This window comes from Janthinobacterium sp. SUN128 (assembly GCF_030587275.1).
GTDB classification, from domain to species: Bacteria; Pseudomonadota; Gammaproteobacteria; order Burkholderiales; family Burkholderiaceae_D; genus Janthinobacterium; species Janthinobacterium lividum.
The window spans coordinates 2,473,195-2,495,165 of record NZ_JAPWHY010000001.1 but is presented as its reverse complement, the minus strand read 5'-3'; the positions used below and the strand labels follow the sequence as shown (position 1 = coordinate 2,495,165).

Here is a 21,971-nt window from a genome sequence, read left to right as displayed (position 1 = left end):
CAACGGATCGCCGCGCCTCATCCAAAGCTGAGAGAACTGCTACATGCACCGCGATTTTTCGGAAGTGAACTCGAAGGGCGAAGTACTGATCGTTGAAGATACGCCGGCTTCGCTGAAGCTGTTGAGCGATTTGCTGGGCGGCGCCGGCTATGCGGTGCGCCAGGCGCCGAACGGTGAACTGGCCCTGTGGACGGCCCAGGCGCGCCCGCCGGAGTTGATCCTGCTCGACGTGCGCATGCCGGGCCTCGACGGCTTTGAAGTGTGCCGCCGCCTGAAGGAAATACCGTCCCTGCGCCAGGTGCCGGTGATCTTCCTGTCGGCCCAGTACGATACGGACGACAAGGTGCGCGGCTTCGCGCTGGGCGCCGTCGATTTCATCGCCAAGCCCTTCCAGGCCGAGGAAATCCTGGCCCGCACGGACGCCCACGTGCGCCTGGCGCGGGCGCAGCTGCAGCTGGCGCAGGAGCGCGCCAACCTGGAGCGGCGCGTGGCCGAACGCACGGCCGAACTGGAGCAGGTGGCCAGCACCCTGGCGCGCGAAGTGCAGATCCGCCGCGCCAATGAAGAATTGCTGCGCCTGTCGGGCCAGGTCTTTGAAGCGACCCAGGACGCCATCCTGATCACGGATCCTGCCGGCGTCATCGTCACGGCCAATCCCGCCTTTACGCGCATCACCGGCTACGCGGCGCAGGAAGTGGTGGGCACGGACATCCTGCGCCTGCATGCCGAATACACGGGCGAGGCGGTGCTGCTGGCCCTGCGCCAGGGCTTGCGCAGCAGTGGCTGCTGGTCGGGCGAGGTGCAGACGCGGCGCAGGAGCGGCGACACCTATCCCTGCCTGCTCAGCGTCTCCACCGTGCACGGGCCCGACGGCGCCGTCGTCAACTACATCGGCGTCTTCCTCGACATCAGCGAGCGCAAGGCCGAGCAGCATCTGATCGATTTCCTCTCCTACCACGACGCGCTGACGGGCCTGCCGAACCGCGTGCTGCTGCGCGAGCGCTTCGAACAGGCGCGCGCGAACGCCCTGCGCGACAGCCAGCAGGTGGTGCTGATGTGCCTGGACCTGGACCGCTTCAAGAACATCAACGATTCGCATGGCCAGGCCGTGGGCGACAAGGCGCTGCAAGTGGTGGCGCGTTTCCTGTCCGGCTGCGTGCGCGAGGGCGACACGGTGGTGCGCCAGGGCGGCGACGAATTCCAGATCCTGCTGCAGGACGATGCCCTGCTGGGGCGCACCCTGGGGCTGGCGCAAACCATCCTGGCCGGCTTGCGCGAAGAACTCAGCGTCGATGGCGAGCGCCTGGCGCTGACCACCAGCATCGGCATCGCCATGTGCCCGGCCGACGGCGACAGCCTCGACGACGTGCTGCGCCATGCCGATACGGCCCTGGTGCGCGCCAAGGAAATGGGACGCGACCATTACGCCTTCTTCACGGAGCGCATGGGCAGCGATATCCGCGCCCGCCTGGCGATGCAGCAGCAGCTGCGCGGCGCCATCGGCCGCGATGAATTCGAAGTGCACTACCAGCCGCAGATGTGTTTGCGCACGGGCGCCTTGCTGGGCGCGGAAGCCTTGCTGCGCTGGGATAATCCGGTGCTGGGCAAGGTGCCGCCCGGCCTGTTCATCGCGCTGGCAGAGGAATATGGCTCGATCACGGCCATCGGTGAATGGGTGCTCGAAAGCGTGTGCGCGCAGATCCGCGCCTGGCACGACGCGGGCCTGGGCAGTATCAAGGTGGCCGTCAACCTGTCCGGCAAGCAGTTCGCGCAAGACCGCACGGTGCCGTTCGTCGAGGCGGCCTTGCGCAAATACGGCATCGCGCCCGCCTGTCTGGGCATCGAGATCACGGAAAGCACCGTGATGGGCGATCCGGACAAGGCCGTGGCGGCCCTCACGCGCCTGAAGGATATCGGCGTGGGCATTTCGCTCGACGACTTCGGCACCGGCTATTCCAGCCTGGGCTACCTGAAGCGCTTTCCCATCGACGTGCTGAAGATCGACAAATCGTTCGTCGACGATGTCACCACCAGCAGCAGCGATGCGGCCATCGCCCGTTCCGTCATCTCGCTGGCGCACAACCTGGACATGCGCGTCATCGCCGAGGGCGTGGAAACGCGCGAACAGGTCGACTTCCTGACGGAACACGGCTGCGACGAAATGCAGGGCTATTACTTCAGCCGCCCCCTGGCCGCGGAAGCCTTCACGGCCTTGCTGCGCGAACGGCGCATCCTGGCCGTGGCGGTGGCCTAAGCGCTGCGGTGCGGCCGATGCACCATGCCGGTGCGTTCGCTGCAGCGCGGTGCACGATTCTCACTTTTATTTCCCCTGACGCTGGCACATATCCTGCTTAGGTAATCGCTTATTTACGCGATTGCCCCGCATGCCAGACAGTACCCCTCCAGCCATGCTTTTGCAGGCCAGCGCGCACGGCGCCTGGCAGGCGCATTTGCGCCTGGGCTTTGCGCTGCACGATGGCGTCAGCCGCCTCGTCGAGCGTACGCACAGCGGCCCCCTGCGCGTGCAAAAGCCCCTGTATCCGGAGGGCGATCGCGTCTGCCACGCCATCATCATCCATCCGCCCGGCGGCGTGGTGGGCGGCGACCAGCTGGCCGTCGACGCCACGGTGGGCGAGGGCGCGCACGCCTTGCTCACGTCCCCGGGCGCCGCCAAGTGGTACCGCGCCAACGGTCATGTCTCGGGCCAGCACATCATGCTGCGCGCCGCCAGCGGCGCGGCCATCGAATGGCTGCCGCAGGAGAGCATTTTCTTCGACCAGGCTTGCGTGCGCCTGCGCCATGAAGTGGAACTGGCGGCCGACGCCGGCTACATCGGCTGCGACATCGTCTGCCTGGGCCGCAGCGCCTCGGGCGAAATGTTCAACACGGGCAGCATCAGCCAGCAGGTGCGGATCCGCCGCGGCGGCAAGCTGCTGTGGTGGGAGCAGGGCGTGTTGGCCGCCGGCGGCGCGCTGATGGCCAGCCCACTGGGCCTGGGAGGCCACACCGTGTGCGCCACCCTGATCGCCATCGGCACGCCCGTTTCTCCCGCCGTGCTGGCGGCCGTGCGCGAGATCGCCGTGCCGGACGGCGCCGCGTTTGGCGCCACGCACATGAAATCGCTGGTGGCGGTGCGCCTGCTGTGCGGCGACAGCGAGGCGGCGCGCCGCATCATGCTGGCCGCCTGGCAGCTGCTGCGTCCCGCCATGCTGGGGCGCGACGCCGTCGTGCCCCGCATCTGGAACACTTAATCAGGAAAGAAGCGCAAGGAAAACCATGGACCTGACTCCCCGCGAAAAAGACAAGCTGCTCATTTTTACGGCCGCGCTGCTGGCCGAACGGCGCCTGGCGCGCGGCTTGAAGTTGAATTATCCGGAAGCGGTGGCCCTGATCAGCGCGGCCATCATGGAAGGGGCGCGCGATGGCAAGTCGGTGGCGCAGCTGATGTCGGACGGTACGAAGATACTCTCGCGCGCCGACGTCATGGACGGCATCGCCGAGATGATCCCCGATATCCAGGTGGAGGCGACCTTCCCTGACGGCAGCAAGCTGGTCACCGTGCACCACCCGATACCTTAACCATACAAGCGACATTACAGGAGCCGGTCATGACCCCAGGCGAATACAAATTGGAAGAAGGCGAAATCAGCTTGAATGTCGGACGCGCCACGGCCACCGTGGTAGTGGCCAACCGGGGCGACCGGCCGATCCAGGTGGGCTCGCATTTCCACTTTTTCGAAGTCAACCCGGCGTTGTCCTTCGAGCGCTGGCGCGCCTACGGCATGCGCCTCAATATCACGGCCGGTACGGCCGTGCGCTTCGAGCCGGGCCAGCAGCGCACGGTGGAACTGGTGGCGCTGGCGGGCGAGCGCAAGGTCTACGGCTTCAATGGCGCAGTGATGGGCGAACTGCAAGATACTCCACCGGGAAAGGATTGAGATGGCCAGCATTCCCCGCAGCGCGTATGCCGAAATGTTCGGCCCCACCAAGGGCGACCGCATCCGCCTGGCCGACACGGAACTGTTCATCGAGGTCGAGCATGACTATGCGATCTACGGCGAAGAGGTGAAATTCGGCGGCGGCAAGGTGATCCGCGACGGCATGGGCCAGTCGCAGCGCAGCGCGGACGAGGTGATGGATACCGTCATCACGAATGCCGTCATCCTCGACCACTGGGGCATCGTGAAGGCGGACATCGGCTTGAAAAACGGGCTGATCTTCGGCATCGGCAAGGCAGGCAATCCGGACATCCAGCCCGGCGTGACCCTGGCTATTGGCGGCGCCACGGAGATCATCGCTGGCGAAGGCATGATCGTCACGGCCGGCGGCGTCGATACCCACATCCACTTCATCTGCCCGCAGCAGATCGAGGAAGCGCTGATGAGCGGCGTGACCACCATGCTGGGCGGCGGCACGGGACCGGCCGTGGGCACGGCCGCCACCACTTGCACGCCGGGGCCGTGGCACTTGCACGCCATGCTGGCGGCGGCCGACGCCTTCCCGATGAACCTGGGCTTCATGGGTAAAGGGAACGTCAGCCTGCCGCTGCCGCTGGAAGAGCAGGTGCGCGCGGGCGCCATCGGCTTGAAACTGCACGAAGACTGGGGCAGCACGCCGGCCGCCATCGACAACTGCCTGTCCGTCGCGGACCGCATGGATATCCAGGTGGCGCTGCACAGCGACACCCTCAACGAAGGCGGTTTTCTCGAGCACACCTTGGCCGCCTTCAAGGACCGCACCATCCACACCTTCCACACGGAGGGGGCGGGCGGCGGCCATGCGCCCGACATCATCGCCGCCGTGGGCCAGGCCAACGTGCTGCCTTCGTCGACCAATCCCACGCGGCCCTTCACCGTCAACACGCTCGACGAGCACCTGGACATGCTGATGGTGTGCCACCACCTGGACCCGGCGATTGCCGAAGACGTGGCCTTTGCCGAGTCGCGCATCCGCCGCGAGACCATCGCCGCGGAAGACATCCTGCACGACATCGGCGCCATTTCCATGATGTCGTCCGACTCGCAAGCCATGGGGCGAGTCGGCGAAGTGATCATGCGCACCTGGCAGACGGCGCACAAGATGAAGGTGCAGCGGGGGCCGCTGGCGCCCGATACGGCGCGCAGCGACAATTTCCGCGCCAAGCGCTATATCGCCAAGTACACGATCAACCCGGCCATCACGCATGGGATATCGCACGTGGTGGGGTCCATCGAGGCGGGCAAGATCGCCGACATCGTGCTGTGGAAGCCGGCCTTCTTCGGCGTCAAGCCCTCGATGATTCTAAAAGGCGGCATGATCGCCGCCGCGCAGATGGGCGACCCGAACGCCTCGATCCCCACGCCGCAGCCCGTGCACTATCGCATGATGTTCGGCGCCTTCGGCGGCGGCCTGAAAAAGTCGTTTACCTTTGTCTCGCAGGCGGCCTACGACCTCGATATCGGGCACCAGCTGAAACTGAATAAATCCGTCATCGCCGTGAAGAACATGCGCGGCTTGCGCAAGCACGACATGATCCACAACAGCGCCACGCCGCACATGGAAGTGGACCCGGAAACCTACGCCGTGCGCGCCGACGGCCAGCTGCTCGTGTGCGAGGCGGCCGCCGTGCTGCCGATGGCGCAGCGCTATTTTCTATTTTAAGCAGGAGACGATCATGCTCACATTGCATACCAAACTGGCACCTGGCGATGAACGCGCGCCGTTTGCGCAACTGGTGCTGCCCTACGACCAGCGCGAAAAATGCCGGCTGCGCGCCGTGCTGTCGACTGGCGACGACGTGGCCGTGTTTACCGTGCGCGGCACGGTGCTGCGCGACGGCGAGCGCATGACGGGGCCGGATGGCCAGGTGGTGCAGATCGTCGCCGCGCGCGAGCCGACCTACCTGGTGCGCTGCGCGGATGCGCATACCCTGCTGCGCTGCGCTTTTCACCTGGGGAACCGCCACACGCAGGCGCAGGTGGGCGACGGCTTTTTGCGCATCCGCAAGGACGTGGTGCTCAAGGAGATGCTGGAAGGCTTGCAGGCGACTGTGACGGAAGAAAGCGCGCCGTTCGAGCCGGAAGCGGGCGCGTATGGCGGCGGCCATGGCCACCACGACGGCCATGGCCAGCATTTGCTGGCGCCCGTGCCGCTGCGGCAGAAAATCCACCGCCCCGGTGACACTGCATGATGCAGGCGTCGGCCCTGCTGCATTTGCTGCAGTTTGCCAGTCCGGCCTTGCCGATTGGCGCCTACAGCTACTCGCAGGGACTGGCGGCGGCGCTCGAATCCGGCCTGGTAGTGGATGCGGCCACGGCGCGCGAGTGGATCGCCCAGCATCTGACGCACGTGGTGGCGCGTTGGGAAGCCCCGCTGTGCTGGCGCTTGATGCAAGCGTTCGAAGCGCAGGATTTGTGCGCCGTGCAGCGCTGGAGCGAGCGTTTCATCGCTTCGCGCGACACGGCGGAATTTCGCGCCGAGACCATCCAGATGGGATATTCGCTGACCAAGTTGCTGGCCGAGCTGGGCGTGGCCGACGGCGTCTTGATCGACATGCTGCAGGGCCAGCCGGAGGTGGCCTTGCCCACGGCCTATGCCTGCGCCGTGGCGGCGCTGGCGATTCCGCGCGAGCAAGCGCTGCTGGCCATGCTGTTTGCGTGGGCGGAAAACCAGGTGCTCGTCTGCGTGAAATCCGTGCCGCTGGGGCAGGTGGCGGGCCAGCGATTGCTGCTGTCGCTGCGCCCGGAGCTGGAAGCGGCGGCCCTCACGGCGCAGACGTTAGCAGACGACGAGATGGGCAACTGGGCGCCCGGCCTGTCGTTGCTGTCGATGCGGCACGAAGTGCAGTACAGCCGGCTGTACCGTTCCTGAAAATTTTATGAGAGAGCAAAAAATGACATCGATCACCTCCAATCCCCTGCGCGTGGGCATCGGCGGCCCCGTCGGATCGGGCAAGACGGCCCTGTGCGAAATGCTGTGCAAGGGCATGCGCGAGCGCTACGACATGGCCGTCATCACGAATGACATCTATACCAAGGAAGACATGGAAATCCTGCTGCGCGCGGATGCCTTGCCGGCCGAGCGCCTGATGGGCGTGGAGACGGGCGGCTGCCCGCACACGGCCATCCGCGAAGACGCGTCCATCAACCTGGAAGCGATCGCGCGCATGCAGGCAGATTTTCCGAATCTCGATTTGATCCTGGTCGAATCGGGCGGGGACAATTTGGCCGCCACCTTCAGCCCGGAATTGTCGGACCTCACCATTTATGTGATCGACGTGGCCGGCGGCGAAAAAATTCCGCGCAAGGGCGGGCCCGGCATCACGCGTTCCGATTTGCTCATTATTAACAAGACGGACCTGGCGCCGTATGTGGGGGCCAATCTGGACATCATGGCGCAGGATGCCAAACGCATGCGCGGCGAGCGCCCCTTCGTGTTTACCAACCTGCGCAGCGGCGACGGCGTGCAGGTCGTCATTGATTTTATCCGCGAGCAAGGTTTGCTCGATCAACCAGGCAAGGAGCTGCAATGAGCGCAAGACTGATGAAGAATACGGCCGCTGTGGCGGCGCTGTGCCTGCTGGCCTTGCCCGCCATGGCCCACCCCGGCCATGGCGAGAGCGCCGGTTTCCTGGCCGGTTTCGCCCATCCGTTCACGGGCATCGACCATTTGCTGGCCATGCTGGGCGTGGGCATCTGGGGCGGCCAGCAGCGCCGCGGCTTGGCCCAGCCCGCCACTTTCCTCGGCATGATGCTGCTCGGCGCGCTGGCAGGCATGGCGGGCGTGGCGGTACCCGGGCTGGAAACGGGTATCGCCGCCACGGTGGCGCTGGTGGGACTGGCCATCGCGCTGGCGCTGGCCTTGCCGAACTGGCTGGGCATGGGATTGGTGGGCCTGTTTGCACTGGCGCATGGCAATGCGCATGGCCAGGAATTGCCGGCCGCCTCGGCCGCGTGCGGCTTCCTGCTGGCTTCGGCCATCTTGCTGGGGGCGGGACGTTTCATCGGCCAGGTACTGGCCGAGCGCATGCTGCGTGTGGCCGGCGTGGCCTTGACGGCTGCCGGCATGGTGTTGATGGGAATGAATTAAGCGCCGGGGCGCTTCTCGGACAGCACGATGGGCGCCGCCTTTTCTGGATGCAAGCCCTGATGGCCCGCATACACGGCGGCGATGGCGGCCATGTCGGCGTCCTTGTCGCCCGTCAGATAGATATGGTCGACGACGCCCAGCACCTTGTTCGGGTAGTCGATATACACCAGCAACAGCGGCACCTTGGCGGCCAGGGCCAGGTGATAAAAGCCGCTCTTCCAGTTCGGGCGGTAGCTGCGCGTCGCTTCCGGCGTGATGGCCAGCCAGTACCAGTCGGCGGCCAGCATGCGCTCGGCCTGGCGCTGGATCGTGCCGCTGGTGGTACTGCGGTCGACGGGTTCGCCGCCGAGGTAGCGCAACACCTTGCCCATCGGGCCGCGGAACAGGGAATCCTTGGCCAGCCAGCGAAATGGCAGGGACAGCGCCCATTTGCCGAACAGGCCCACCATGAAATCCCAGTTGGACGTGTGCGGGTAGACGACGGCGATGCCGCGCGGTCCCGGCAGGGGACGGAAGCGCATGCGCCAGCCAAACAGGTGCAGCACGCGCAGCGCGCAGCGCTGGTGCCAGGTCGGCAAGTCGCCCGCTTTTACAAATAAATCGTCCATTGATACCCTTCAGTGACACTGTTCTTAATGGGATGGCGCTGGTGGCCATTTTCCTTGAAGCAAAAATTCTGCGCAGGCATTCTATACGGGGCTGGCGATGGCGACAAGCAGCCGAGGCCGCTATTCATGCGGTGTCGAGGCGGTTGCTGCCGCTATTTTAACGATGCTTGGTCACTGTGTCGGGCACTAAATGCGCACAATGTGGTCAAAACTTGACGCAGCGTTGATCCACCCGACATGGAGCCATGGCATGAAAAACAACATCGACGATGTAAACGGGGAGCATGTGCGAACGGACAAAGCGATGGCCGAGCTCGTCGAGCGGGGCGTCGCTTTTCATCACACCCTGGGACGGACGGTGGCGACAGCCTATTTGCGCGAACACGCGGTACCGGTCGAGGTGATACGCCGGGTCTTCAGCAGCGTGCAGGCGCGTCGTCCGGCCCGGCCGGCACGGCGCCGATGGCGCTGACGATGGGGGAGGGGCGGCGTCATTAAAAAAGCGGCGAAAACGGCGGGCGCCACGATCGTCACGCAGTGAGTTGCGTTGGTATCGTTGCGTCCGCCGCCGGTGGGGGATGAGCGGGGATGAGCAGCGTAGTGCCGCTCAGGGAGCTCTCAGGGTATTCTCAGGGAGCCGTTCAGGCGTGTGCCGCCAGTGCCGGGTAGTCCGTGTAGCCGGCAGCGTCCGCTGCGTACAGGGTATCCGGATTCAGGGGATTCAATGGCGCGTCGCTGTGCAGGCGGATGGGCAGGTCGGGGTTGGCGATGAACCACAGGCCAAAGGCAACGGCATCGGCTTCACCGTTGGCCAGCAGGGCTTCGGCCGCCGCCTTGTCCATTTTCTCATTGGCAATGTACACGCCGCCAAATTCCTGCTTCAGGTACGGACCCAGGCTGTCGTCCCCCAGCGCTTCGCGGGCGCAGATGAAGGCGATGCCGCGCTTGCCCAGCTCGCGTGCCACATAGCCGAAAGTGGCGCGCGGGTCGGAATCGCCCATGTCGTGCGCATCGCGGCGCGGTGCCAGATGCATGCCGACCCGGTCGGCGCCCCACACGTCGATACAGGCGTCCGTCACTTCCAGCATCAAACGGGCGCGGTTTTCAACCGAGCCGCCATAGTTGTCGGTACGCAAGTTGGTGCTGTCTTGCAGGAACTGGTCGAGCAAATAACCATTCGCACCGTGGATTTCCACGCCGTCGAAACCGGCTTTTTTCGCATTCTCGGCGCCCATTCGGTAGGCTGCCACGATGCCGGGGATTTCTTCCGTGTCCAGCGCGCGCGGCGTGACGAATTCCTGTTTCGGGCGCAGCAGGCTGACGTGGCCGGCCGGCTTGACGGCGCTGGGCGCCACGGGCAAGTCGCCATCGAGGAAGACGGGGGCGGAAATGCGGCCCACATGCCACAGTTGTAATACGATCAAGCCGCCTGCGTCATGCACTGCCTGGGTGATGTGTTTCCAGCCTTCCACCTGTTCCTCGGACCAGATGCCCGGCGTGTCGGCATAGCCCACGCCTTGGGGCGTGACGGCCGTCGCTTCCGAGATGATCATGCCGGCCGAAGCGCGCTGTGTGTAGTACTCGGTCATCAGGGCGTTGGGCACGCGGCCCGGGTTGCCGGCGCGCGAACGCGTCAGCGGCGCCATGATGATGCGGTTTTTCAGTTGCAAACTGCCAATGGTGATGGGGTCGAATAAAGTTGCCATGATTGTCATTTCCTTGTTGGGGCCGCTCGGGCGGCGTTGAGACGGGGTTGTCAAGATGAACTATGTGCTTACAAACCTTGCTGCATGTGTTCGAGGAAGGCTTCGATGGTGGCTTCATTGCGGCTGAAGAAACTCCATTGGCCCACCTTGGTGGCCGAAATCAGGCCTGCCTTCTGCAAGCTGGCCAGGTGCGCCGAGACCGTCGATTGCGACAGGTTCAGGCGGCGGTCGATCAGGCCGGCACACACGCCCAGATGCAGCGGGTGATCCTGCTCCTGGAAATACAGCTGCGGCTCCTTGAGCCATTGCAAAATCTGCCGGCGCACCGGATTGGCCAGCGCCTTGTGGATGGCGTCGATATCCATATTGTTTCTCCTGAACATACAATTCGCTTTTCAGCGATGTATATATCGTAGTTGTTCAATTCTAATATCGCTGGTTTACGATATAGTCATCTTACGATATAAATGAAAAGCGTGCTGGCGGCGCGCGTTTTTGAACGGATTCAGGCGGGTAGGGGATTGCGCTGCAGCACGGCCGGGCCCGTCAGCACGATGCGCACCAGATCCACCTGGCGCTGGGCGCCGGCCTTGGCGGTGGCGCTCTTGATCTGCGTGCGCGCCGTGTGGATGGAAATGCGCTGGCGTTCGGCGTATTCCTGCAAGGAATAGCCGTTGACGAGCGCTTCCGTCAGGCGCGCTTCGGCCACCGTCATGCCATAGAAATTGCGCAGGGTGGCGGCCAGGGAGGTGATCAGGTCGCTGCTATCGCTGAGGAAAACGGCGATGGCGCTGGCCGAGCCGAACGGGCTGTGCCAGGAAGGCAGGGGCGTGACGCGCAGGCGCAGCTGCTCGCCCGTCAATCCATTCAGGTTGAGCACGCCGCCGGGACCGCCTGCCGCCGTCGTGCCCGTTTGGGCCGCCTCGTGCAGCATGCGCCGCAGCGCGCCGTTGTCCGCTTCGCGCGGGCAATACAGGGGTGCGCCTTCGCGCAGATGCAGCAGCCGCGTCGCGGCCGTCATGGCCAGTGCCCGCTCGTTGGCGTACAGCAGTTGCGAGGTGGCGTCGAGCAGCAGCACGCCAAACGGCAGCAATTCCAGCACCTGCGTGGAACTCTGGGACAGCACTTCCAGCCGGCGCAGCTTGCGCTGCAGGGCAAAGGCCGTTTGCAAATGCGGCATCAGGCTGCGGACCAGCGCCAGTTCGCCCGCGTCATAGGCGCCCGCCTGTTCGCGGCGCACCACGGTGACATTGGTGGAGCGCTCGGCGCGCAGTTCGACGATGGCCGCCGCCGTATAAAAGATGTCTTGCGGGCGCAGCCAGTCGTTCCAGTATTCGGTTTTCTTCAGGCAATGGTCGGGAAACAGCATGGAGCCCGTGACGACGGCGCCCTCGCGGTGCAGGGTGGCGTCTTCCAGCCAGACATTGCGCGCGCCGTAATAGCTGGCAAAGCTGGCCATGGCATCCGACTCGAAGCCATACGTGGCGGACAGGCCGCTGCCGGGCAGCTGGACGTCGACCGAGCGGTTGCTGAAATCATTGGCCCAGATCAAACCGGCGTGCGATTTCAGTTGTTGCGCAAAGGCGGCGAGGAATTGCGACCAGGCGCCATGCCGCGTGGCCGCTTCGTAGATCAGGGTAATCAGCGCCTGGCTGGCGAGGGCGAGCGATGGCGTCATTGGCGATCCTCATGGCGGCAAGCGGTGGACAAGACACATCTGGGGGCAGCCCTTGCTACGGCCGCCCGGCTTCCCTAGCGCGATTCCAGCCAGCTTTTGCCGCCGGATGTGCACGTGCTGAGGCTGGCATACTGGCTGACATAGTTATAGCCGCTGCCGCAGCCGCCTTCGCCCGATTTGACGGGGCCGTAGCAAGCGCCTTCATAGCTGAGCTTACCACTGACGGTGGTGCTCTTGACACAGAAATTGTAGTTGCTTGCCGTCGTGTTGTTGGGCAAGGTGGGGCCATTGTTTTGCCCGCAGCCGAGCTCCTTGCTCACGGAGCGCGCGTAGTCGACCATTTTCTGGTACGTGCCGCTGTAATAGGTATCGGCAACGGTTTTCTGCCCCTGTTTGCAGGCGGCGACCACGCTGTCGTATCCCGAGTCCGCCTGGGCGTAGTTGCCCGATACCTGGACGCCGCAGACGCTGGCCTGCTTGCGTTCCGTATCGCTGATCAGGTTGCTGTACTGGCAGTTTGCCGAGGTGCCGCTGGTGCCGCCGGCGCTGGTGGAACCGCTGCCGGAACCACTGCCGTCGCCGCCGCCGCCACCACCGCAGGCGGACAGCATGAGGCAGCCGAGCAATGTGACGGCAAAGGTGGTTGGATGTGCTTGCATGATTTCCCCTGTGGACTGTGACTTGCCACCATGTGTCTGGTGGTATTTTTGCTACAAGGAATTGTATCGGGCATGTTTTTTGGAAACATCACCCATTTGGGGTATGCGCAGGCAGTGCGGAGCGGGCCAGGGCGGCCGGCTGGCCGCCCTGGCAGGTATCAGGCGAAGTGGAACAGCAGCAGGGCGATGACGGCAGGCACGGTTTGCAGGTAGAGGATGCGCGTCATGACGGTCGCTGCGCCCCACACACCGGCCACGGCGATGCAGGCCAGGCCGAACACGGTAAACGCATGGGCGATGGCCGCGTCCGGGTGAAAAAAACCCAGCGCCAGCGCGGCGACGAGAAAGCCGTTGTAGCAACCCTGGTTCGACATGGCGGGACGCACGATCTCCGCCTTTTCCTTGGACAGGCCAAACACCTTGCGTCCGCGCGCATCGAACAGCACGGTTTCCAGCAACACGATGTAGACGTGCAGCAGCAGGATGAGGGCGGTAAGGATTTGGGCCAGAAGTAGCATCATTGTTCCCGAAAGTGAATGGATGCAGCAATTATGCTGCCATCAGCATGTTTTTTGGCAACTTTCGATTGGAGCGGACGTACTAGAAAAAATGTGCTGACGGCAAGAGTTTTCACCCAATGGTATACTTTTCCCTTTGCTCCAGTGGGGACGACCCTGCTCGATGACGGGGCTGTATGGCGGGGACGACCCTGCCGCCTCGGGAGAAAAGTATGGCGTGGATCATTCTGGTATTGGCGGGCTTGCTGGAAATTGGCTGGGCCATCGGCCTCAAATACAGTGCCGGCTTTACCCGCCTCGTGCCATCCGTATTGACCGCCATTTCCATGCTGGGCAGCGTAGTGATGCTGGGCCTGGCCTTGCGCACCTTGCCGCTGGGCACGGCCTACGCCATCTGGACGGGCATCGGTACCGTCGGCACGGCCATCTTCGGCATCATGGTGCTGGGCGAGCCGGCCAGCGCCGCGCGCATCGCCTGCATCGCCCTGATCGTGTCGGGCATCCTGGGCTTGAAACTGCTCAGCCCACAATAAAGGATGCCAGCATGAGTCTCGCCATGACGTATTTCTACCTGGCTATCGCCATCATCGCCGAGGTCATCGCCACCAGCGCCTTGAAGGCGTCCGAGGGCTTCAGCCGCTTGTGGCCCAGTGTCATCACCGTGATTGGCTACAGCATCGCCTTCTGGTGCTTGTCCCTGACCTTGAAGGTCATTCCTACCGGCATCGTGTACGCCATCTGGTCGGGCGTGGGTATCGTGCTCATTTCCGCCGTCGGCTGGTTCTGGTTCAAGCAAAGCCTCGACACGCCAGCCTTGATCGGCCTGGGGCTGATCATTGCCGGCGTGCTTGTCATTAACTTGTTTTCCAAGTCGGTCGGGCACTGATCAAAAGCTGGCGGCGACCCTTGCCAGGTAATACCACTCGGCATTCGCCGCCGCATTGACGTCCGGGAACAGGATGTAGGCGTCGAACTCGGCCGTCACGGGCGTGCCATCCGCGCGCACGCCGATCTGCTCGCCCTGTTTGACCTTGTCAAAGCTGGACCACGTCTTGATGAAGCGGTCGCCCGCATCGAGCTTGTCGTGCACGACGACCATGTTCAGCGCTTCCATGTCGGCGTCGGCTATCGCTTGCGGCTGCGGCGCGTCGATGAAACCCAAAAAAGCCAAGGTGTTCATGATGGCGCGGTAAGCGACATCCGGCGCGGCCGGGTCCGCATGCTGGCCGCATTCCAGGGTCAAGGCGTAGCCGCCCGTCGAGCGCATGTATTCCGTCGTGCCCACGCCGTAGCGCAAGACCAGGCCCACCTGGTCGCTATTGCCCAGGCGGCGCTGCACGCCCTGGCCGTACGCATGCAGCCAGCCGTCGACGAAGCGGCGCACGCCCAGGCGGCGCGCCAGCGCGCGTTCCTTTTCTTCATGTTTAAACGGTTGCAGCGGGCCATCGTTGTTGTGCGGCCCCACCATGACGAAGGGCTGGCTGTCGGCATTGAACGAGTGCAAGTCCAGCAGCACGTCGTGCTGGCCCAACAGCGGGCACAGCCAATTGGCGATGCGGTCTTCGAAATCCTGCGGATTGTCGTTCGGGAACAGATTACGGTTCAGGTTGCGGTCGCCGCTGCGCACGCCCTTGGCATAGGCCAGCGGATTGGTGATGGGCACGAAGGTGACGCTGCCGGCCACGATGGAGAGGGCGCCGCTGTCGAGTTCAGCCATCACGCGGTGAATGCCCTTGGTGCCGCAGGTTTCATTGCCGTGCACGGCGCCCGTGACGATCAGGCGCGGGCCGCTGCCCTGGCCCGTGTAGTTGATGGATTTGAAGTGGAGTGCGCTGCTCATGCTGGACATATCCTATGCTGTTGCGGGAAGGGAAAGCGGGGTCGGCATATTTTAGCGGGATTCGCCGTGGACGCCTGTAAAAAGTTGGCCATGGCGGCGTGCGGCGTGGCATGATCGGCGCCACCGTTGTTTTCCCTTGCCGATTCCATGTCCAGTACGTCCCATCCTTCCCGCCTGTACGGCCTCGATACCTTGCGCGCGCTGGCCATCGTGCTTGTCTTCATGAACCATTATTTGCTGTTCGTCAGCGAGGGTGGGGCGTTTGGTTTCTGGGGCGAAATCGGCTGGGTGGGCGTGGACCTGTTCTTTGCCCTCAGCGGTTATCTGATCGGCAACCAGATTTTTGCGGCCTTGCGCAGCGAACATGGCTTTTCCTTGCCGCGTTTCTATGCGCGGCGCTTCCTGCGCACCTTGCCCAGTTTCTATGCCGTGCTGGCGCTGTATTATTTGTGGCCCGCGTTCCGCGGCGATAGCGCGCTGCTGCCCCTGTGGAAATTCCTGACCTTTACGCAAAACATCAATCTGACGCCGGGTACGGCGTTTTCGCATGCGTGGTCCTTGTGCGTGGAGGAGCAGTTCTATGTGCTGCTGCCGGCCGTGGCCCTGGTGATCGCCGCCTGCCGCAAGTCGCTGCTGTGGGCCTGGCTGGCCGTGGCCGCCAGCTTTATCGTCGGCATGCTGGTGCGCGCCTATTTGTGGGATGAATACGTGCAAGTGCCGCGCGGCGGCCTCGGGTATTACAAATATATTTATTACGCGTCGTGGTGCCGCTTCGACGAGCTGGTGGCGGGCGTGGCGCTGGCGCTGCTGAAGAACTACCACCCTGGCGCCTGGTCGCGCCTGACCTCTTACGGCAACCGTAGCTTGCTGGCGGGAATCGCGGGCACGGCGCTGATGTTTTATGTGTTTCTCACCGATCACTATGGCTATTGGGTGACGGTGTTCGGCTATCCGGCCCTGGCGGCCAGTTTTACCCTGCTGCTGATCGCGGCGCTCAGTCCCGCCAGCGCACTCTATACACTGCGCGTGCCGGGCGCCGCCAGCCTGGCCTTGTGGTCGTATGCGATCTATCTGCTGCACAAGCAGCTGTGCATTTTGCTGCGACCCTTGTTGCAAGACTTTGGCTACGGGCCGGATGGCCTCACAGCGATACTGGTCAGTATCGCTGTGAGCATCGTCACGGGCTGGCTCTTATATAGATTGGTGGAAACGCCGTTCATGCGCTTGCGGGCGCGCTACGTTCCCGCGAATCATGCGTGACGACTACATGTCGATGACATCGAGTCCCCGTGGCGTGCCCACCAGCAATTCCAGGATGGCATGCACGCGCAGATTCGTGTCTTCGTGCTCCGTGTTGTAGATCAGGGCGCGCAGGCCGGGCACGGCTTCCGTGATGTGGTCGCTGGCGTAGGCATTGATCAATAACAAGACCAGGTCCGTGGCGCCCGCGCCGGGCTGGCGCCGCAGCCGGTCGTGGATCACGTTCAGCAGCGCGCGCTGCATGCGCGGCGTGGGATTGGTGATGTAGGCGAAGACGCTCGGCGTGTTGGCGATGGCCGCGCAGATGCGTCGTTCGATCTCGTCCGGCTTCACGTCGGAGGCGATATCGAAATACGCGGCTTCCCAGCGCGTGCGCGCATATGGGTGGCCGGGCGGGAAGGAGTCGGCCGTTTCAAAACCGCAGATGCGGCTCAGGGTTTTCAGCCAGGCTAATATGGTGGAGTTCATGCCGCGATTCTAGCGGCATTCCGCGTGTGCCGGGCCATCTGCATATAAAGGGGACTGACGCCCCGGGAAATGATTAAAGTTTCCTGTAAAACAGCCCTTGTCATTCTGGGAAAGCCTCTCTATAATGCTGGTCTTCGGGGCGGTTAGTTCAGCTGGTTAGAATACTTGGTCGACATCCAAGGGGTCGGGGATTCGAATTCCTCACCGCCCACCAGAATTTTGCAGTAGATGGTTTTTAAGCTGGCGCAAGCCGCAAGCCGCAAGCGGTCATTTGAAATACAATGATCAACAAAAGTTTTACGGGCGGTTAGTTCAGCTGGTTAGAATACTTGGTCGACATCCAAGGGGTCGGGGATTCGAATTCCTCACCGCCCACCAGAATGCAGTTAGAGAGAAAGGTAAAACCGGTTATGACACCGCGAACTACTACCAAGCTTTGGGAGTGACGCTAGTCGAACGGGTTTCCTTTGTCTCAAGAAAGTGAAAAACGCGGCTAGTCCGCGTTTTTTTGCGTCTGCGTTTTCCTTTCAGTATTTTACCCATCACATTGCAGTTTTACCTGGCGCCAGCGCCGATATGGAGATCAATATGCTTACAATCCGACTTCCCGATGGTTCCGCCCGTCAATTCGACGGCCCGGTCACCGTGGCCCAGGTTGCGGCCAATATTGGTACCGGTCTGGCCAAGGCTGCGCTGGCCGGCAAGGTCGACGGCAAACTGGTCGATACTTCCTATCTGATCGAGCAAGACGCGGAATTGGCGATTGTCACGGACAAGGACGCGGACGGCCTGGAAGTGATCCGCCACTCGACGGCCCACTTGCTGGCGTATGCCGTCAAGGAATTGTTCCCTGACGCGCAAGTGACCATCGGTCCTGTGATCGACAACGGCTTTTACTATGATTTCGCCTACAAGCGTCCGTTCACGCCCGAAGATTTGACGGCGATCGAAAAGAAAATGGCGGAACTGGCCAAGAAGGATGAGCAAGTCACGCGCAAGGTTGTCGCGCGCGACGAAGCCATCGACTACTTCAAGGGTATCGGCGAGGCGTACAAGGCGGAGCTGATCGGCTCGATTCCCGCCGACCAGGAAGTGTCGCTGTATTCCGAAGGCAAGTTCACGGACTTGTGCCGCGGCCCCCACGTGCCATCGACGGGCAAGCTGAAAGTCTTCAAGCTGATGAAGCTGGCCGGCGCCTACTGGCGCGGCGACTCGAAAAACGAGATGCTGCAGCGTATCTATGGCACGGCCTGGGCCAAGAAGGAAGACCAGGAGCTGTACCTGCACAACCTGGAAGAGGCGGAAAAGCGCGATCACCGCAAATTGGGCAAGCAGCTCGATTTCTTCCATTTTCAGGAAGAAGCGCCAGGCCTGATCTTCTGGCATCCGAAAGGCTGGTCGATCTGGCAGCAAGTCGAGCAATACATGCGCAATGTGTACCAGGTCAACGGCTACCAGGAAGTCAAGGCGCCGCAAATTCTGGACCGTGGCCTGTGGGAAAAAACCGGTCACTGGGACAATTACCGTGAAAACATGTTCATCACGGAATCGGAAAACCGCGCCTATGCGCTGAAGCCGATGAATTGCCCTGGCCATATTCAGATTTTCAACAATGGCATGCGCAGCTACCGCGACTTGCCATTGCGCTACGGCGAATTCGGTCAATGCCACCGCAATGAGCCGTCGGGCGCCTTGCACGGCATGATGCGCGTGCGCGGCTTTACGCAGGACGATGGTCACATCTTCTGCCTGGAAGAGCAGATCGCCGGCGAAGTGACGGCGTTCCACCAGCAGGCGATGGATGTGTACACGGCTTTCGGCTTCACGAATATCGACGTGAAACTGGCCTTGCGCCCGGATAACCGCATCGGCACGGAAGAGTCGTGGGATTTCGCCGAGGAATCCCTGCGTTCGGCCTTGCGCGCCTGCGGCGTGGAATGGACGGAATTGCCGGGCGAAGGCGCGTTCTATGGTCCGAAGATCGAATACCACCTGAAAGACAGCCTGGGCCGCGCATGGCAAGTTGGTACCGTGCAGATCGATCCATCCATGCCGGGCCGCCTGGGGGCGGAATACGTGGCCGTGGACAATACGCGCCAGGTGCCCATCATGCTGCACCGCGCGATCGTCGGTTCGCTGGAACGTTTCATCGGCATCCTGATCGAACACTATGCGGGCGCCATGCCGCTGTGGTTGTCGCCAGTGCAAGTGTCGGTGTTGAATATTTCCGACGCTCAAGCCGACTATGTACAGGAAGTTACAACAAAACTGCGCAAAGCGGGGCTGCGCGTACAGGCTGATTTGCGTAACGAGAAGATTACCTATAAAATACGTGAACATTCCGTACAAAAATTGCCTTACATCTTAGTGATTGGCGACAAAGAGCGGGATGCGAATACAGTGGCCGTGCGGGCGCGGGGCAATGTCGATCTGGGCGTCATGTCCGTCGATGCCCTGATTGAGCGACTCAAACATGAAGTCGACACCAAGGCCTGACGAGGAAACTCGCTGCACGACCGTCTTACAAGATTTTTAAAGGAAATTACAATAGCTACTGACAAGTCACATCGCATCAATGGCGAAATCACTGCCCCTGAAATGCGTTTAAGCGGGGTCGATAACGAGCCACTCGGTATCGTAAGTTTGGCTGAAGCCTTCCGTCTGGCGGAAGAGGCAAACGTCGACCTGGTGGAAATTGCGCCTACCGCGCAGCCACCGGTGTGCCGTTTGATGGACTACGGCAAATTTAAGTATTCGGAGCAGAAGAAAGCTCACGAAGCCAAATTGAAGCAAAAGATCATCCTCGTGAAGGAAGTTAAATTCCGTCCGGGGACTGATGATGGTGACTACAATATCAAGTTGCGTAATCTCATCAAGTTCCTCGAAGATGGCGATAAAACCAAGATCACCTTGCGTTTCCGCGGTCGTGAGATGGCGCATCAGGATATTGGCTTCCGCATGCTGGAACGTCTGAAAGCCGACCTGGAGCCGTACGGCCAGGTCGAGCAGTTCCCGAAGATGGAAGGCCGCCAAATGATCATGGTTCTTTCGCCTAAGAAGAAGAAGTAAGCTACAATAGCGTTTTACTGTGGATCGACGTGGTTTGTGCCTGCATGGGCGCGACACCAGATTCCAGGCAGAATTTGCGCGGCCCGGTCAGCAATGCCCGGGCCGCGTGAACTGTAGTGGACTCGCATCCGCTGCACAACATGTGAAAGCAGGCATCTAAGCGCAGCGTCGTGTTGCCACCTGCAATCCTGTTATAAATGGAGCTGTCCGTAAGAGGACAGATTGCTATGCCTAAAATGAAGACCAAAAGCTCCGCGAAAAAACGTTTTCGCGTGCGTCCAGGTGGAACAGTCAAGTCGGGTCACGCGTTCAAACGCCACATCCTGACCAAGAAAACCACCAAAAACAAACGTCAGTTGCGCGGTACCCGTAACATCAACGCATCGGATGTCACATCCGTCATGCGCATGATGCCGACTGCTTAATCTCACACTCAATTTAAGGAGTTACTATGCCTAGAGTAAAACGTGGGGTTACAGCTCGTGCCCGTCATAAAAAGATTCTTGTTCAAGCTAAAGGCTACCGTGGTCGCCGCAGCCGTGTATACCGTGTTGCCAAGCAAGCAGTTATGCGCGCTGGCCAATACGCTTACCGCGATCGCCGCAACAAGAAACGCGTTTTCCGCCGCCTGTGGATCGCCCGTATCAACGCCGCTTCCCGTGAGCATGGCGTAACGTACAGCGTATTCATGAACGGCTTGAAAAAAGCAAATATCGAACTGGACCGTAAAGTCCTGGCCGATATGGCTGTGATGGACAAGCCAGCATTCGCTGCGATTGTCAACGCAGTTAAAGCAAAAATCGCTGCGTAAGCATCGGTCATTGCACAACGTCATCCGTAGGGTGACGTTAGAACGGCGACCGACAAAATCGTCGCGAGCGGAAGGGAGTTGCGGTCGAGAAGCGCAACCGTACGAAAGTACGGTGAGCATCGCAAACCGTAGATCACGACGCGCAGCAGATTAGGTCGGTTGTCATAAAGAGCGGGGCAGGGGTGTGAACCTTATGCCCCGTTTCCGTTTTTGATTGTTGGACTTTAGATAAGCGAGTCCAGAATTGATGTCCAAAACAGGAAATGCCGCATGAACTCCCTAGAAGAACTCGTCGTCTCGGCCCAGGCTGACTTTATCGCCGCCGCAGACGCTGCCGCACTTGAAAACGCCAAAGCCCGCTACCTGGGCAAGACTGGCCAGATTACTGAAATGATGAAGGGCCTGGGCAAGCTGGACCCGGACGCGCGCAAGGCGCAAGGCGCCCTGATCAACGCCGTCAAAGTGCAGATCGAGGACGCGCTGACGGCGCGCCGTGATGCGCTGGCCGATGCCCAGATGCAAGGTCGTCTGAACGCCGAAGCGATCGACGTGACCCTGCCAGGCCGTGGCCGCATGCCCGGTGGCATCCATCCCGTGATGCGCACGTGGGAACGGGTCGAGGAAATCTTCCGCTCGATCGGCTTTGACGTGGCCGACGGCCCCGAAATCGAGAACGACTGGACCAACTTCACGGCGCTGAACAGCCCGGAAAACCACCCGGCCCGTTCCATGCAAGACACGTTCTACATCGACGGCAACGATACCGATGGCAAGCCCTTGCTGCTGCGCACGCACACGAGCCCGATGCAGGTGCGCTACGCGCGCACGCACACGCCGCCGATCAAGGTCATTGCGCCAGGCCGCACCTACCGCGTCGACAGCGACGCCACCCATTCGCCGATGTTCCACCAGGTCGAAGGCCTGTGGATAGCCGAAGACATCAGCTTTGCCGACCTGAAGGGCGTGTACCTGAATTTCGTCAAGGCGTTCTTCGAGACGGACGATTTGCAAGTGCGCTTCCGTCCATCGTATTTCCCGTTCACGGAACCGTCGGCCGAGATCGACATCGCCTTTGGCTCCGGTCCATTGAAAGGCCGTTGGCTGGAAGTGTCGGGCGCCGGCCAGGTGCATCCGACCGTGGTGAAGAACTTTGGCCTCGATCCCGAGAAATTCATCGGTTTTGCTTTCGGCTCCGGCCTGGAACGCTTGACGATGCTGCGTTACGGCATCAACGACCTGCGCCTGTTCTATGAAGGCGATTTAAGGTTCCTGAAGCAATTCAACTAA

26 protein-coding genes and 2 tRNA genes are annotated in these 21,971 nt (G+C 61.9%); 20 read left to right on the top strand and 8 right to left on the bottom strand.

Going from position 1 to position 21,971, the window contains the following annotated elements; genetic code table 11:
- Positions 1 to 43: 43 nt before the first annotated feature.
- The 9 genes from O3297_RS11275 (at position 44) to O3297_RS11235 (ending at position 8,067) form a co-directional block, all read left to right on the top strand.
- Positions 44 to 2,254, top strand: a complete 2,211-nt coding sequence (locus O3297_RS11275) for an EAL domain-containing protein (RefSeq protein WP_305048710.1) — start codon at positions 44 to 46, stop codon at positions 2,252 to 2,254.
- 130 nt (positions 2,255 to 2,384) lie between these two features.
- Positions 2,385 to 3,251, top strand: a complete 867-nt coding sequence (locus tag O3297_RS11270; protein WP_305048709.1) for an urease accessory protein UreD — start codon at positions 2,385 to 2,387, stop codon at positions 3,249 to 3,251.
- A gap of 25 nt (positions 3,252 to 3,276) precedes the next feature.
- The gene (locus O3297_RS11265; protein WP_034751936.1) at positions 3,277 to 3,579 is read left to right on the top strand and encodes an urease subunit gamma; all 303 of its coding nucleotides are present in this window, start codon (positions 3,277 to 3,279) and stop codon (positions 3,577 to 3,579) included.
- A 29-nt stretch (positions 3,580 to 3,608) separates the two neighbouring features.
- Positions 3,609 to 3,938 (top strand): urease subunit beta, encoded by a 330-nt coding sequence (locus O3297_RS11260; protein ID WP_151096340.1) that lies wholly within the window; start codon positions 3,609 to 3,611, stop codon positions 3,936 to 3,938.
- Position 3,939: 1 nt separating this feature from the next.
- Positions 3,940 to 5,640, top strand: coding sequence for an urease subunit alpha (gene ureC / locus O3297_RS11255; RefSeq protein WP_305048708.1), 1,701 nt, complete (start codon positions 3,940 to 3,942; stop codon positions 5,638 to 5,640).
- A 13-nt stretch (positions 5,641 to 5,653) separates the two neighbouring features.
- Positions 5,654 to 6,169 (top strand): urease accessory protein UreE, encoded by a 516-nt coding sequence (ureE, locus tag O3297_RS11250; RefSeq protein WP_305048707.1) that lies wholly within the window; start codon positions 5,654 to 5,656, stop codon positions 6,167 to 6,169.
- Positions 6,169 to 6,849, top strand: coding sequence for an urease accessory protein UreF (locus tag O3297_RS11245; protein ID WP_305049654.1), 681 nt, complete (start codon positions 6,169 to 6,171; stop codon positions 6,847 to 6,849). The genes ureE and O3297_RS11245 overlap by 1 nt, the downstream gene beginning before the upstream one ends.
- Before the next feature lie 22 nt (positions 6,850 to 6,871).
- Positions 6,872 to 7,510 carry an urease accessory protein UreG gene (gene ureG / locus O3297_RS11240; RefSeq protein ID WP_034783159.1) on the top strand — a complete coding sequence of 213 codons (639 nt, stop codon included), beginning with the start codon at positions 6,872 to 6,874 and terminating at the stop codon, positions 7,508 to 7,510.
- Complete coding sequence (locus O3297_RS11235; RefSeq protein WP_305048706.1) at positions 7,507 to 8,067, top strand: HupE/UreJ family protein; 561 nt, start codon at positions 7,507 to 7,509, stop codon at positions 8,065 to 8,067. The genes ureG and O3297_RS11235 overlap by 4 nt, the downstream gene beginning before the upstream one ends.
- On the opposite strand, the gene O3297_RS11230 is transcribed toward O3297_RS11235, so the two are convergent.
- Entirely contained in the window at positions 8,064 to 8,675 is a 612-nt protein-coding gene (locus tag O3297_RS11230; protein WP_099394087.1) for a 1-acyl-sn-glycerol-3-phosphate acyltransferase, read from the bottom strand. The two genes, O3297_RS11235 and O3297_RS11230, sit on opposite strands and share 4 nt — an antisense overlap.
- 250 nt (positions 8,676 to 8,925) lie before the next feature.
- Here O3297_RS11230 and O3297_RS11225 point away from each other — a divergent pair, with 250 nt between their 5' ends.
- Positions 8,926 to 9,147 carry a hypothetical protein gene (locus tag O3297_RS11225; RefSeq protein WP_034783165.1) on the top strand — a complete coding sequence of 74 codons (222 nt, stop codon included), beginning with the start codon at positions 8,926 to 8,928 and terminating at the stop codon, positions 9,145 to 9,147.
- Between the two features lie 169 nt (positions 9,148 to 9,316).
- Here the strand turns inward: O3297_RS11225 and O3297_RS11220 are convergent, their stop codons facing one another.
- From O3297_RS11220 to O3297_RS11200, 5 genes are all read right to left on the bottom strand, one after another.
- Positions 9,317 to 10,381, bottom strand: a complete 1,065-nt coding sequence (locus O3297_RS11220) for an alkene reductase (protein WP_305048705.1) — start codon at positions 10,379 to 10,381, stop codon at positions 9,317 to 9,319.
- 68 nt (positions 10,382 to 10,449) lie between these two features.
- Positions 10,450 to 10,746, bottom strand: a complete 297-nt coding sequence (locus tag O3297_RS11215; protein WP_070280336.1) for a helix-turn-helix transcriptional regulator — start codon at positions 10,744 to 10,746, stop codon at positions 10,450 to 10,452.
- 140 nt (positions 10,747 to 10,886) lie between these two features.
- Positions 10,887 to 12,059, bottom strand: a complete 1,173-nt coding sequence (locus O3297_RS11210) for a helix-turn-helix transcriptional regulator (protein ID WP_305048704.1) — start codon at positions 12,057 to 12,059, stop codon at positions 10,887 to 10,889.
- 74 nt (positions 12,060 to 12,133) lie between these two features.
- Positions 12,134 to 12,718, bottom strand: a complete 585-nt coding sequence (locus tag O3297_RS11205; RefSeq protein ID WP_305048703.1) for a hypothetical protein — start codon at positions 12,716 to 12,718, stop codon at positions 12,134 to 12,136.
- A 158-nt stretch (positions 12,719 to 12,876) separates the two neighbouring features.
- On the bottom strand, positions 12,877 to 13,239 hold the full coding sequence (locus O3297_RS11200; RefSeq protein WP_035819959.1) for a DUF1304 domain-containing protein: 363 nt from the start codon (positions 13,237 to 13,239) through the stop codon (positions 12,877 to 12,879).
- A 209-nt stretch (positions 13,240 to 13,448) separates the two neighbouring features.
- Between O3297_RS11200 and sugE the strand changes: the two genes are divergently transcribed.
- Both sugE and O3297_RS11190 read left to right on the top strand, forming a co-directional pair.
- Positions 13,449 to 13,769, top strand: a complete 321-nt coding sequence (gene sugE / locus O3297_RS11195) for a quaternary ammonium compound efflux SMR transporter SugE (protein WP_034783172.1) — start codon at positions 13,449 to 13,451, stop codon at positions 13,767 to 13,769.
- 23 nt (positions 13,770 to 13,792) lie between these two features.
- Positions 13,793 to 14,122: an SMR family transporter gene (locus O3297_RS11190; protein WP_070280339.1), complete on the top strand. Its 330-nt coding sequence runs from the start codon at positions 13,793 to 13,795 to the stop codon at positions 14,120 to 14,122.
- Here the strand turns inward: O3297_RS11190 and O3297_RS11185 are convergent, their stop codons facing one another.
- Entirely contained in the window at positions 14,123 to 15,085 is a 963-nt protein-coding gene (locus O3297_RS11185) for a succinylglutamate desuccinylase/aspartoacylase family protein (RefSeq protein WP_370385396.1), read from the bottom strand.
- A 138-nt stretch (positions 15,086 to 15,223) separates the two neighbouring features.
- On the opposite strand from O3297_RS11185, the gene O3297_RS11180 reads away from it, so the two are divergent.
- Positions 15,224 to 16,336, top strand: a complete 1,113-nt coding sequence (locus tag O3297_RS11180) for an acyltransferase (RefSeq protein WP_305048701.1) — start codon at positions 15,224 to 15,226, stop codon at positions 16,334 to 16,336.
- 3 nt (positions 16,337 to 16,339) lie between these two features.
- Here the strand turns inward: O3297_RS11180 and O3297_RS11175 are convergent, their stop codons facing one another.
- Positions 16,340 to 16,804 (bottom strand): hypothetical protein, encoded by a 465-nt coding sequence (locus tag O3297_RS11175; protein WP_034783177.1) that lies wholly within the window; start codon positions 16,802 to 16,804, stop codon positions 16,340 to 16,342.
- 137 nt (positions 16,805 to 16,941) lie between these two features.
- Between O3297_RS11175 and O3297_RS11170 the strand changes: the two genes are divergently transcribed.
- The 7 genes from O3297_RS11170 (at position 16,942) to pheS (ending at position 21,971) form a co-directional block, all read left to right on the top strand.
- A tRNA-Val gene (locus O3297_RS11170) sits at positions 16,942 to 17,018 on the top strand.
- An 87-nt stretch (positions 17,019 to 17,105) separates the two neighbouring features.
- Positions 17,106 to 17,182, top strand: a tRNA-Val gene (locus tag O3297_RS11165).
- Between the two features lie 210 nt (positions 17,183 to 17,392).
- On the top strand, positions 17,393 to 19,300 hold the full coding sequence (gene thrS / locus O3297_RS11160; protein ID WP_034783228.1) for a threonine--tRNA ligase: 1,908 nt from the start codon (positions 17,393 to 17,395) through the stop codon (positions 19,298 to 19,300).
- 12 nt (positions 19,301 to 19,312) lie between these two features.
- Entirely contained in the window at positions 19,313 to 19,873 is a 561-nt protein-coding gene (infC, locus tag O3297_RS11155) for a translation initiation factor IF-3 (RefSeq protein WP_205711303.1), read from the top strand.
- 227 nt (positions 19,874 to 20,100) lie between these two features.
- Complete coding sequence (rpmI, locus tag O3297_RS11150; RefSeq protein ID WP_038493025.1) at positions 20,101 to 20,298, top strand: 50S ribosomal protein L35; 198 nt, start codon at positions 20,101 to 20,103, stop codon at positions 20,296 to 20,298.
- Positions 20,299 to 20,324: 26 nt separating this feature from the next.
- Positions 20,325 to 20,684, top strand: a complete 360-nt coding sequence (gene rplT / locus O3297_RS11145) for a 50S ribosomal protein L20 (RefSeq protein ID WP_010399214.1) — start codon at positions 20,325 to 20,327, stop codon at positions 20,682 to 20,684.
- 270 nt (positions 20,685 to 20,954) lie between these two features.
- Entirely contained in the window at positions 20,955 to 21,971 is a 1,017-nt protein-coding gene (pheS, locus tag O3297_RS11140) for a phenylalanine--tRNA ligase subunit alpha (protein ID WP_034751917.1), read from the top strand.